Below are 12,267 nucleotides of genomic sequence, written 5' to 3' on the forward strand. Positions count from 1 at the left end.
TGCAAGCATCGCCATGTCCCAGTTCAACTGTCAGGCGGCTGCGGATGGCAATCATAAAGAAACTGTGAAACTCTGGGTCCCCAGGCGCATTTCGCGTCGAGTCGAAGCTTTCGGCGCCCGATCGAACCCAAATGAGAAAGGGACGCATGTCACAGATAAGCCCATCCGAACCGTTGATCGCCGACGCCGGCATCGAGGCCCTGCCGCCGCCCGAGGGCCCGACCCAGATCATCGCGACCGATTACGAGATCGGACAGGACAATATCGAAGGCGTCAAGCCGGTCGCCTTCGACATCCACAACCCCGTCTTCATGATCTCCGGCGTCGCGGTGGTGGTCTTTACCGCGGCCACGCTGCTGTTCCCCTCGGTGCTGGGGCCGTTCTTCGGCGGATTGCGCGACGTCGTTACCAGCAATTTCGACTGGTTCTTCCTGATCGCCGGCAATGTCTTCGTGCTGCTGTGCGTTGGCCTGATCCTGTCGCCGCTGGGCTCGGTCCGGCTGGGCGGCCCCGAGGCCACGCCCGATTTCTCGCTGACCGGCTGGTTTTCGATGCTGTTTGCCGCCGGCATGGGCATCGGCCTGATGTTCTATGGCGTCAGTGAGCCGCTGGGCCATTTCACCGCCGCATTGGGCGGGCCGGTGGTCGAAAACGGCGTGCGCACCGATTGGGCGCCGCTGGACGGCGCGCCGGGGGACGAACTGGGCGCGCGGCGGCTGGCGATGGCCGCGACGATCTTTCACTGGGGCCTGCATCCTTGGGCGATCTATGCGGTCGTGGCGCTGGCTCTGGCGCTGTTTGCCTATAACAAGGGGCTGCCGCTGACGCTGCGCTCGGTGTTCTATCCGATTCTGGGCGAACGGGTCTGGGGCTGGCCGGGCCATGTCGTGGATGTGCTGGCGGTGATGGCGACGCTGTTCGGGCTGGCCACCTCGCTGGGGATCGGCGCCGAGCAGGCATCGGCGGGTTTCCATTTCCTGTTCGGCTGGAGCACCGCGCTGACCGCCAAGATCGTGCTGATCGTCATCATCACCGGGGTGGCCACGGCCTCGGTCGTGCTGGGCGTCGAAAAGGGCGTCAAGCGCCTGTCCGAGATCAACATGATCCTTGCGGTCCTGCTGCTGCTTTTCGTGATCCTGACCGGGCCGACCTGGCAGATCCTGACCGGCTTTTTCGGCAATCTGGCCGCCTATGGCGCCAAGATCCTGCCGCTGTCCAACCCGTTCGGGCGCACCGACGACAACTTCCGCCATGGCTGGACCGCCTTCTATTGGGCTTGGTGGATCAGCTGGTCGCCCTTTGTCGGCATGTTCATCGCCAGGGTCTCGCGCGGGCGGACCGTGCGGCAGTTCCTGACCGCGGTGCTGATCGTGCCCTCGCTGATCTCGGTCCTGTGGATGACGGCCTTTGGCGGCACCGCGATTTCCGAGACATTGGCCGGCTTTTCGGGTGTGACCGATGCGGCGCTGGAACTGCAGCTGTTCCAGATGCTGTCGCAGCTGCCGCTGACCGCGATTTCCAGCTTCATCGGCATTGTTCTGGTGATCGTGTTCTTCGTCACCTCCTCGGATTCCGGCTCGCTGGTGATCGACACCATCGCGGCGGGCGGCAAGATCCACGCGCCGGTGCCGCAGCGCATCTTCTGGTGCAGTTTCGAAGGGCTGGTCGCCATCGCCCTGCTTCTGGGTGGCGGGCTGACGGCCTTGCAGGCGATGGCGGTTTCGACCGGCCTGCCCTTCACGCTGGTGCTGCTGGGCGCCTGCTGGGCCATTCTCAAGGGCCTGCTGGCCGAAAAGCGGGAACTGACCTGAGGCTGGGCGGGCCGGGCGGTCATGTCCGGCCCGGTTTGCATTTGTCTTCTCCACCAGGTCTATGGAATGCAGGGAAGATCTCATTCCGGCCTTCTGCTCTCTGCCTGCTTGGCGACACAGGATCCGACATGCCCATGCCTCGCCCCCGGTTTCGCATCCTCCGACGCTCGCGCGCGCTGATCACGAGCCGGGAACAATGGCGTGGGCGGATGGTCTTCTGGTGCGGCGCATTGCTGGTCGGGCTGGTCAGCACCGCCTTCGCCAAGCTCGCTGACCTGGCAACCGAGACGTTCCGCCATCTCTCGGCCGGGGGAACCTCGCCCTGGCTGCTTCTGGCGCTTCCTGCGGGCTTCATCTCTTCGGGATGGGTCGCGCAACGATATTTTCCCGGCGCGCAGGGCAGCGGCATCCCGCAGGCCATCGCCGCCCGCGCCTTGGAGGGCGAGGAGCGGAGGCTGTATCTGACGCTGAGGATCGCCGCCGGAAAGTTCCTGCTGACGCTGTGGGGCCTGCTCTGCGGCGCTTCGATCGGGCGCGAGGGCCCGACCGTCCAGATCGGCGCCGCCATCATGCTGGCCAGCGCGCGCGTCGGGCATCTGGCCCAGGCCAAAGGGTTGATCCTTGCGGGCTCGGCCGCCGGAATCGCAGCCGCCTTCAACACCCCGCTGGCTGGTATAGTCTTTGCAATCGAAGAAATGGCGCGCACCTATCAAAGCCGCACCAATGGGCTGGTGCTTTCGACAGTGGTGATCGCCGGGATCGCGGCGCTGGCGATCTCGGGCAGCTACACCTATTTCGGCGAGGCCGTGGCCTATGGCAATTTCCCGCGCGACTGGCTGCTGGTCGGGGTGGTGGGAATTGCCGGCGGTGCGCTTGGTGCCGGGTTCAGCCGGTCGGTGCTGTCCCTGACCCGGCGCATCCGGCGCTGGAAGCTGGCGCCCGGACGCAAGCTGGTCGTCGTCGCCGGCGCGGCGGGTCTGGCGGTCGCGGTGACGGGGCTGCTCAGCGGCGGCATGGCCTTTGGCACCAGCTACGGCGAGGCGCGGCTGGCGGTGCAGGGTGAGCAATTGCCCGCCAGCTTTTTCCTGGCCAAGCTGCTGGCGACGCTGGCCTCGACCGTATCGGGTATTCCGGGCGGCTTGTTCGCGCCGTCGCTTTCGGTCGGTGCGGGGCTGGGCAATCTGATCGGCGGCCTGTTCTCGGCCTCGCTCAGCTTTGCGGCGGTGCTCGGGATGGCGGCCTATTTCGCCGGTGTCGTGCAATCGCCGATGACCGCTTTCGTTATCGTCATGGAGATGACCGCAACGCAGGAACATGCCCTGCCCATCATGGCCGCCGCGATGCTTGGCTTTGGCGTGTCGCGCCTGCTGTCGCCCGAACCGCTGTATCACGGGCTGGCCCGGCTGTGGCTGGCGGACGCCCTCAAGCTGCGACGGCGCGAGGGTGCTGCGTGAATGGGAAATTTCACGTCCCTGGTCCTCTTGCGGCTGGGCAGAACTGAGGCCGTTTACCAGCTTCCGGGGTCGACCGAGAAAAGCAAAATGCCGGCCCTGCCGCCCAACCCCTACGGTAAATGTTTTCCTTTGTTTAAGTTGGTCCTGGGGTTGAGTCTGGTTCTTCTTCTTTAACAACGAATTCTTCAGGACGAGAGTGGACGAATGTGGCGTTTGGGATCAACCCGGAACGGAGCCAGTGCGCCACGAAAAATGGCGTGGCAACAACGACTTCCTTGTCGGCACGACAGAACGTAAAAGCAACGGATCTTGGCCGGGCTGGTCATCGACGCATCGATCCCCTGTTTCTAGGCCGGCCCAGCACCTGCGGGATCTCAATAGGGGCCACAGCGGCTTGGACAGCTCGCCGGAATGACGGCAGGTGCTTTGGAATAGTCGGACCCGTCCACCAAGGCGACGATACGATCGCTCATCTCCATCCTCGTCAATGTGCGTTTAGCCTGTCCAGCGCGCCCGGTTTGTCATGGCTGCCCAGGCGGTCGAGGATGGTCTCGGAAGCCTCGTTCAGGCCGACGACCTCGACCTCGGCCCCGATGCGGCGGAACTTCAGCACCGCCATGTCCAGTGCCTGCACGCTGGAAATATCCCAGATATGGGCGGCGGAAACGTCGATCACCACCCGCTCCAGCGCCTCGCGGAAGTCGAAGGCGGCCATGAAGTCCTCGACCGAGCCGTAGAAAAGCTGCCCCTCGACGCGATAGGTCCGGCTGCGCCCGTCCAGCGACAGGGCCGAGGTGACGCGGAAAAGCTGCGCGATCTTGGCGGCGAAGAAGATGCCCGAGAGCAGCACACCGATCAGCACGCCGATGGCCAGGTTGTGGGTCCAGACCACTGTCGCCACCGTTGCCAGCATCACCACCGAGGATGATCGCGGATGCGTCCGCAGGTTCCCGATCGAGGACCAGGAAAACGTGCCGACCGAGACCATGATCATCACCGCCACCAGCGCTGGCATCGGGATGCGCGCCACCAGATCGCCCAGACCCACGACGAGGATCAACAGAAATACCCCCGCGACGAAGCAGGACAGCCGCCCGCGCCCGCCGGATTTGACGTTGATCATCGACTGCCCGATCATCGCGCAGCCGGCCATGCCGCCGATGAAGCCGGTGGCCGTATTGGCCAGTCCCTGGCCGATGCATTCTTGGTTACGGTCGGTCCTGGTGTCGGTCAACTCATCCACCAGGTTCTGGGTCATTAGGCTTTCCAGCAGCCCGACCACGGCGACCGCCAGCGAATAGGGCAGAATGATCGTCAGCGTTTCCAGATTCAGCGGCACGTCGGGAAGCAGAAAGACGGGCAGCGTGTCGGGCAGCGCGCCCATGTCGCCCACCGTGCGCACGTCCCAGCCGAAGGCCAGGCTCAGCGCCGTCAGCACGACGATGGTGACCAGGGGCGAAGGGATGGCGCGGGTCAGCAGCGGGAACAGGTAGATGATCGCCAGCCCCGCCGCCACCAGCAGGTAGGTCAGCGGCGGCACGCGGGCGGGATCCAGTTCCGGCAGCTGCGCCATGAAGATCAGGATCGCCAGCGCATTGACGAAGCCGGTCATCACCGATTTCGACACGAAGCGCATGACGAAGCCCAGCCGCAGCAGCCCCATGCCGATCTGGACCAGCCCGGCCAGCACCATGGCGGCCAGCAGGTATTGCAACCCGTGGTCGCGCACCAATGTCACCATCAGCACCGCCGTTGCCGCGGTCGCGGCCGAAATCATGCCGGGCCGCCCGCCGGCGATGGCGGTGATGACCGCGATGGAGAAGGAGGCGTAAAGCCCCACCTTCGGATCGACACCGGCGATGATCGAGAAGGCGATGGCCTCGGGGATGAGGGCCAGGGCGACGACCAAGCCCGACAGCAGGTCGGCGCGGATGTTGCCCAGCCATTCGTGCCGGTATGAGGTAAGAGAATTCATGCGTGATCCATACCCGGGACGAAGACCGCCTGGGAAAGGGCGGGCCTGTGGGATCGGGTTTGTTCAGAATGGTCCGGCGGATCGGCGGCCGGAAGAGCCACCCGGGAATCGCACCCGAGTCCTTGCGGTTCGCGGCGTCATACCTGGATCCACGACAGTGGGCAAGCAGGTGGAGGTTGACCTCGTAACGTTCCGTGACGCTGATCGTGACCGAGCTTGTGGTGATGGAGCCGACCCCGGAGGACCTCGCGCTACGCGAACGCGCGCCCGGCGTTTCAGCTGGCGAGATCGAGGCCGCGACCGGCGCGGACCTGCTGATCGCAGGGGAGGTGCCGGAAATTAGGTTGTGAAGGCAGGTCTTTCCAGCTGCGTTCTGGAGTGTGGCTACGCTTTGAATAGCCCCATGTTTCGTGGGCGCCTTCTTAGGCTCCAGACCCATTGATTTCAGGTGTTTGGCGTGATTCAGGCTCCGCAAGGAGACCTGATCGATGAGCAATCTTTTCTGGCTGACCGATGCGCAGATGGAGCGCCTGAAGCCGTTCTTTTCCAAGACCCCAGCTTGGGTCCCGATGAGACGCACGAACCACCACGCCCGTCTCCTCCTCGCATCCCACCGAATCGTTATATTCATTCAAGCATAACGAAGGGAAGGCAAAGGGCATATTGCGGCATATTGCCCGATGCGACGAAACTCTCGCGCACGGGTGGGCGGAAAGATTGCGCCACCGACCAAGGCATCCACTTCGAAAGAAGCTTGGTTCAAAGGTCCGCGAATTCATCGCTGCTGTCTCTATGATCATCCCGGACTGCTGCGTCAGTATGTCGGCTTCAGGAACTCGGCGATCTCGTTGTCGGTCAGTTCGATGCGATAGAATTTGCGATAGAAACGCCGGGTTTCCTCGCGCATGTCGATATCGGCAAGAGCGTCGGGATAAAGCGTGCTGGCCAGCCAAAGAAATTGAAGCGCCCCTTCCGAGGTTTCCCGGCACCACCAGAACAGCCCGCGCGGATTGGCGTAGACCCGGCCCTCGCGCACCGCCTTGACGTTGCGCCATTGCGGGTTGGTGCGGATTTCCTCGGCGTCCTCGGCATTCATCGAGATGATGACATCAGGGTTTCCGGCGATGATATTCTCAAGCGAGGCAATGCCCGAGGCATAGGGCATGTCTCCGAACCAGCTTTCCGCGATATTGATCGCCCCGCCCAGATCCATCCAGTCCTGGTTCAGCGACGGTCGTCCCGAGGTCGAAAGCGGCGCGCCCGAGGCCAGGTAGACCCTCACGCGCCGATCGGGCGGGATGCCTTCCAGCCGCTCGGCGACGCGGCGGCGGTTGTCGTCGAAATAGCCTTGGTACCTCCTGGCGACTTCAAGCGCATCCGGCCCAAGCATTTCGCCGGTGATCAACACGCGCTCGACCAGCGCGTCGATGGAATTGCTGCGAAAGGACGCCACGGCGATGCCCGCCCCCCGAAGCTGCCTGGAAACAGCGTCGGGTAACGCACGCGAGGAAAACAGGATGTCCGGCTTCAGCACCATCAGCTCCTCGACATTGACGGTGCCGTCGCCGAGCGTGGTCAGCGCCGCAGCCTTGATCGAGGGCACGAACTTTTGCATCAGCGGCATCGAGCGCGCGATGCGCGTGGTCGCGACGATGCGGTCGCCATAGCCGAGCATGGTCAGGATCGAGTTCTGCGCCTCCCAATTCGTGGCGATCCGATCGATCTCGGGCGGCAGGCTGACGGATCGGTCGCCGTAATAGACCACCTCGCGCATGATCTCGGCCGATGCGGGTTGGGACAGAAGGGCAACTGCACAGGCGATGCACGTGGCCAGATGCCGGATCCGGAACATCATCCTCTCCTCATGCCGGGACAAAAATAATGTGGGGACCGTGACCGACCCGGGCGACCCGGACCCCATAGACCGCGTGGATGACCTGCGGCGTGAGGACCGAGGCAGGCCCGCCATCCGCGAGGATTTTCCCGCCGTCGATCAGCACCGCGCGGTCGGCGGCATAGAGCGTGTGATCGGGATGGTGGGTGGTAAAGACGATCGTATGGCCCTCGGCCGCGAGCGCGCGCATCAGGTCGAGCAAGCGGCGCTGGTTGCCGTAATCGAGGCCCACGTCCGGCTCGTCCATCAGCAGGATGCGGGCGCCCTGGACCAGCGCCCGCGCGATCAGGACAAGCTGGCGCTCGCCGCCCGAGATGCCGGTGTAGTCGCGCTGTGCCAGATGCGCGATCCCGAGCCGTTCCAGAACCGCCTGGACCCGCTTCTCGTCCCGCGCGCCGGGAAGTTTCAGCAGGCCCGAGGTCACCAGCCTGCCCAGCCCCGCGACCTGCGCCACCGTATAGGGAAAGGGCGGCGTATGATGCTGGGGCACATAGGCGACGGCAGCGGCGATGTCGCGGCGGCGCATCGCGGCAAGCGGCATGCCATACAGAGAGACGCTGCCGCGCGCCGGCCGCAGCAGCTTCAGCATAAGCCGCAGCAGCGTCGATTTCCCCGCTCCGTTCGCGCCCAATATGGCGACGATCTCGGCCGCGCGGATAGCGAGTTCGACGTCCGACAGGATGACGCGCCGGTCGCGGTCGAAACCCAGACCCTGCGTAGAGATGACGACCCTGCTCATGTCCAGCCCCGGCGGACGCGCGACAGGACGAGGACGAAGATCGGGATGCCGACGATCTCGGTGACAATGCCGATGGGGATCTCGATACCCGAAAGCGACCGCGCCAGGATGTCCGCACCGACCAGAAAGGACGCTCCCAGCAGGGCCGAAGCGGGGATCAGGCGCATGTTCATCGGACCGATCATCAGCCGCGCGATATGCGGGATGATCAGGCCGATCCAGCCGATGATGCCCACCATCGACACCGAGATCGCCGAGACCATCGTCGCAACGGCAATGACGGCATAGCGGATCAGCGCCACCGGAACGCCAAGCGTATGGGCCTCATCGTCGCCCATCGACATTGCGTCCAGCGCGCGGCCCAGCATCCAGACGATCAGGATACCCGCGAACACCGGCAAGGCGGCCCATCGCAATTGTTCGATACGTGCGGTGCCGAGATTGCCCATCAGCCAATAGGTGATCGCGGGCAGTTGATCGCCCGGATCGGCAGCATATTTGACCAGCGTCAGCAGCGCCGAGAAAAGCGCGCCGCTGATGATCCCGCCGAGGATCAGCATCACAAGCGAGGCATTGCCGAACAGGTTCGCAATCCCGAGCGCGAACAGCACGGCCAGAATGGCGCAGGCAAAGGCCAGCAGTTGCACGACGACCCAGTTTCCCGAAATCAGGATGCCCACGGACGCACCGAAACCGGCACCGGCCAGCACTCCCAGCAGGCCGGGCGAAACCAGAGGGTTGCGAAACACCGCCTGAAACGCAGCCCCCGCCGTGGCCAGGGACGCGCCGACCAGCACCGCTGCGGCGATGCGCGGCGCACGGATGTCGAGGATCAGGTTGCTCAACAGGTCGTAGCGGTCCTGCTCCATCCGGCCCAGCCCGGTCGCGGCCAGAACGAAATCGAACAGGTCGCGGGTGCCGATCGGATAGCGCCCGATCCCGAAGGCGAATATGACGCTCACCGCTAGCAGAAGCGCCAGAAACGTCAGCGTAGGGGAACGTGCCGTCACCCGATCACGTCCCGAAACCCGCCGGATGGACCTTGTCCCACCACAGGATGCAGGTTCGCGTTTCCATGCGCAGCGCCAGCCCGTCTTGGGTCTGGCTCAGATAGGGGGCGATGTTGTCGCGGAATCGCGGCTCGTCGGTTTTGCCGATGCCCAGCCAGGAAAACCCGTCCAGAACCGCATCCCAGTCCGGGAAGACTTGGGAAAAGCCGTCGGGAACAAAACCGACGTTCACCTCAAGCCCCATCGCCACAAGGCGGTTGAAGACCAGCGCATATCCCGGCATCGGCGTAGGCTTGGCCGCCGCTGACGGCGGGGCGGGCTCGATTCCCGCCACCAAGCTGTCGTGAAAGCATTTGAGACTGGGCCCCGAAAACAGCGTCACATAGGCACGTTTGCGCGCCAGCGCATCGATCTTGCGCAGGTCGTTCATCGCGGGCGAACGCGCGGCGACCACGATGTCATGCACCTCGACATTACCGTCCGGCTCGACGTCTTGCCATGCAAGGTCGAGCCTGCGGATATTGTCGCGCCCCGCCTGCCTTGCGTTGCGTTCCAGATGATCCAGCATCGGCCGGGAGACATCGAGCGCGGTCACCGACCGGGCGCGGGCGGCGGCCGGAATGGCGATCCTGCCCGGCCCGGCGCCTACATCCAGCACGGTTTCGTCTACCCCGATATTCATCATGTCGATCTGCAATCCGGTATATTCGGACTGCATCGCGACATAGCCGTTGTAGCGATCCGCGAAAGCATCCCACATCGGCGACTGGGCGAAGACCGGGGGCGTCAGCAGACGGTCCAGAAGGTCCCAATCGATCAGATTACCCATGGGCCGATCCTTCAGAACTTGAAGCTGGCCGAGAGCCTGACCTCGCGGGGCGCACCCAGAAAGGCGCTGTTCGCGCCCCGCGTCGCGCCATCGATGCTGCCGGGAAAGATCGATGCCCAGTAATGCTCATCGAAGACGTTGTTGATCGCGAGGTTGAAGACCGCGGTGGTATCCTTGGTCATCTGGCGTTCGTAGCGCAGCCCAAGATCCAGGGTGGCATAGCTGTCGACCTTGAAGCTGTTGATGTTGTTGCCCGCACGCTTGCCTGTGAAGTGCAGATTGGCGCTGGCCGAAAGCTCGGGCAGGCTCTTGAAGAAATATTCCATGAACAGGTTGGCCTGCACCTTGGGCGCGCCCACCACATCGGTATCGCTGGTCAGCGGGTTGCCGGTATTCCTCAGCTTGGGATCAAGCAGGGTGACGCCGCCATGGATATTGAGGTTTTCCAGCAGTTGGCCGCGCAGTTCCAGTTCGATCCCCTTGTTCACCTGGTCGCCCTGGATGCGATAGACATTGTCCTCGCCGGTGAAAGCAAAGGGTCGCTCGATACGGAACACCGCCACCGAAGCATCCAGGCCGCCTAGGTCGGCCTTGACCCCAGCCTCGACCTGCTTGCTGCGCTCGGGCGCGAGCACCTGTCCGGCGTTCGCGGCCGTGGTCGGCGCGGTACCGCCGCTTTGCAGCGTGTCGACATAGGCGACATAGGTGGTGATGTTTTCGGCGGGCTTGTAGCTCAGCGCCACGCTGGGGCTTAAACCCCGCTCGCTGTATTTCTGCGTGACCGTGCCGGTTTCGTCATAGTTCTTGACGTCGAACCAAGTGTAGCTGCCCGACAGGATGGCCGACCACTGCCCGTTGAAGGTGATGCTGTCACCCAACACCAGGCTTTGCGATCTGTTGCTGAAGGATCTGTAGCGCGGCCCGTTGCGCACCAGACCCGTCGGGGCGTCCCATTGGACCGGATTGTCGATGCTGGCATCGCCAAGATAGCCTTGCACGCTCGGATTGCCACTGCGGGGGCTGTAGTTTTCCCAGTTCACGCCGGTCGTGCCCAGATGGACGTCGTGTTTGACCCCGCCGGTGAACAGCGTGCCGTTGAGCACGGCGATATTGCTGGTGACCCGGAACTGGCCGCTGACCCCGCCATCGATGCTGTTGCTATAATTGCCGTCGTCGTCCAGAAGCGCGTTCGAGACAGATACGAACCAGCGGCTGACCCTTTGATGCTGCATCCCGGCGGTCAAGGACCAATCCTCGTTGAACCGATGCTTGACGAGGCCGCCGACCAGCGTGTCCTCCAGCCCGTAGCCGGCGAATTTCTGACCGTAGCCGACCTTGGTCGGATCCGGCGCATCGGGCAGGGTCACGCTGTTGTCGTAGCTGAAGCTGCCGGGAAAGCCGAACTTGTCGAAACGGTAGCGGCTGGCGTTCAGTTCTATTGTCGTCTGGTCGGTCAGGTTGATGTCGAAGGCGCCGCTGATCAGCGAGCGATCCAGATCGCTGCCCTTCACATAGCCGTCTCCCTCTTCGCTCAGCACGTTGATGCGATAGCCGAGCATGCCGTCTGCCGCATGGCCGCCGAAATCGCCATGCGCCAGCCAGGTCCCCTTGCCGGTAAAGCCGGTGTTGATGCGATTATAGGGATCTTGCGTGGGCCGTTTGCGGGTGAAGTTGAAAAGTCCGCCGGGGCTTGCCGGGCCGAAATAGGCGCCGGCGAGGCCGTGGACGACCTCGACCCTTTCATACATCTCGATGGGCTGCGCAGTGGTGGCGACGATGTTCATACCATCGAGGCGATTGTTGAAAACCGGCGTGCCCTGCATGCCGCGCGATTGCGGACGCCCGACATCGCCGCCGCCGCGCGCCTCCATCTGCGTCGAGGGCATGTATTTCAACAGATCGGGCAAGGTTGTCGCCTGCTGGTTTTCAATCAGCGTCTTGTCGATGACGCTGACCGAATAGGGCGTGTCCTTGATCTCGCGCCGGCCAAGCGGACCAATCGTCGCGGTTTTCGCGCGCACCCCGCTCTTGCCGCTGTCGTCGCCCCCCTGGATGACGACCTGGTCAAGAACGATGGCGTCCTGTCTGGGCAGCGTCTGCGCATGACCTGCTGTGGCCAGGCAGAAAAAAGAAATCGCTATCCCACCATTCGAAACTGCGCGACGCATGGCACCCTGGTCCCCCCGTGATATCTGGATCGCGTGGTTCCACGCCACCGACGATCGTGAGGTATCATCACGATATGCTTGTGTAAACATATCGAATCGCGTCAAGATGCCGCGTGACGTGATTGCCAAGTTGTTATTCCGGGAGTTGTGGGGCGTATCAGATACTGCCGCTCCCATGGACATTCTCTTCCGTGCCGGTGCTCCAGCACCCGCTACCTTGGCGCGCCGACACCACTTGGGAATCGTCCGGCCCTATCTCCTACCCCTCCTCTGCGGCACCGCTTGCAACGCTGCTTTTGGTGCCTATCCGCCTCGCACGGTATGATGCCTTTGGCTGATATGCGTCAGCATCGGCTGTTCCGACATCCGCTCGAGTCGGGGGCCGTT

10 protein-coding genes and 1 other annotated feature are annotated in these 12,267 nt (G+C 63.6%); of the genes, 4 read left to right on the forward strand and 6 right to left on the reverse strand.

The genetic code is table 11. The annotated features are described in order from the left end of the window. Positions 1-146: 146 nt before the first annotated feature. A complete protein-coding gene (locus tag QPR87_RS11925; RefSeq protein WP_011749308.1) occupies positions 147-1,811 on the forward strand; it encodes a BCCT family transporter in 1,665 nt (554 codons plus the stop codon). Positions 1,812-2,020: 209 nt separating this feature from the next. After that, positions 2,021-3,265: a chloride channel protein gene (locus QPR87_RS11930; RefSeq protein WP_114669397.1), complete on the forward strand. Its 1,245-nt coding sequence runs from the start codon at positions 2,021-2,023 to the stop codon at positions 3,263-3,265. Positions 3,266-3,749: 484 nt separating this feature from the next. Here the strand turns inward: QPR87_RS11930 and QPR87_RS11935 are convergent, their stop codons facing one another. After that, entirely contained in the window at positions 3,750-5,240 is a 1,491-nt protein-coding gene (locus tag QPR87_RS11935; protein WP_285049668.1) for a SulP family inorganic anion transporter, read from the reverse strand. Between the two features lie 67 nt (positions 5,241-5,307). After that, positions 5,308-5,365: a sequence feature (sul1 is cis-regulatory element that is thought to sense ions involved in sulfur or methionine metabolism; They are found in Alphaproteobacteria), on the reverse strand. A 69-nt stretch (positions 5,366-5,434) separates the two neighbouring features. On the opposite strand from QPR87_RS11935, the gene QPR87_RS11940 reads away from it, so the two are divergent. Both QPR87_RS11940 and QPR87_RS11945 read left to right on the forward strand, forming a co-directional pair. Further along, positions 5,435-5,590 carry a butyrate--acetoacetate CoA-transferase gene (locus QPR87_RS11940; RefSeq protein WP_011749305.1) on the forward strand — a complete coding sequence of 52 codons (156 nt, stop codon included), beginning with the start codon at positions 5,435-5,437 and terminating at the stop codon, positions 5,588-5,590. A gap of 138 nt (positions 5,591-5,728) precedes the next feature. Further along, the gene (locus tag QPR87_RS11945) at positions 5,729-5,881 is read left to right on the forward strand and encodes a hypothetical protein (RefSeq protein WP_157137445.1); all 153 of its coding nucleotides are present in this window, start codon (positions 5,729-5,731) and stop codon (positions 5,879-5,881) included. A 173-nt stretch (positions 5,882-6,054) separates the two neighbouring features. Here QPR87_RS11945 and QPR87_RS11950 read toward each other — a convergent pair whose 3' ends face one another. Genes QPR87_RS11950 through QPR87_RS11970 form a run of 5 tightly spaced genes read right to left on the reverse strand, consistent with a single transcriptional unit; the run spans position 6,055 to position 12,057 of the window. Continuing rightward, complete coding sequence (locus QPR87_RS11950; protein WP_011749303.1) at positions 6,055-7,092, reverse strand: ABC transporter substrate-binding protein; 1,038 nt, start codon at positions 7,090-7,092, stop codon at positions 6,055-6,057. Positions 7,093-7,102: 10 nt separating this feature from the next. Continuing rightward, positions 7,103-7,873, reverse strand: coding sequence for an ABC transporter ATP-binding protein (locus QPR87_RS11955; RefSeq protein ID WP_011749302.1), 771 nt, complete (start codon positions 7,871-7,873; stop codon positions 7,103-7,105). Next, complete coding sequence (locus tag QPR87_RS11960) at positions 7,870-8,883, reverse strand: FecCD family ABC transporter permease (RefSeq protein WP_011749301.1); 1,014 nt, start codon at positions 8,881-8,883, stop codon at positions 7,870-7,872. The genes QPR87_RS11955 and QPR87_RS11960 overlap by 4 nt, the downstream gene beginning before the upstream one ends. Before the next feature lie 4 nt (positions 8,884-8,887). Beyond that, positions 8,888-9,712 (reverse strand): class I SAM-dependent methyltransferase, encoded by an 825-nt coding sequence (locus tag QPR87_RS11965; protein WP_011749300.1) that lies wholly within the window; start codon positions 9,710-9,712, stop codon positions 8,888-8,890. A gap of 11 nt (positions 9,713-9,723) precedes the next feature. Then, positions 9,724-12,057 (reverse strand): TonB-dependent siderophore receptor, encoded by a 2,334-nt coding sequence (locus QPR87_RS11970; RefSeq protein WP_164901616.1) that lies wholly within the window; start codon positions 12,055-12,057, stop codon positions 9,724-9,726. Positions 12,058-12,267 lie beyond the last annotated feature (210 nt).

It is taken from the genome of Paracoccus sp. SSJ (genome assembly GCF_030234105.1).
GTDB classification, from domain to species: Bacteria; Pseudomonadota; Alphaproteobacteria; order Rhodobacterales; family Rhodobacteraceae; genus Paracoccus; species Paracoccus denitrificans.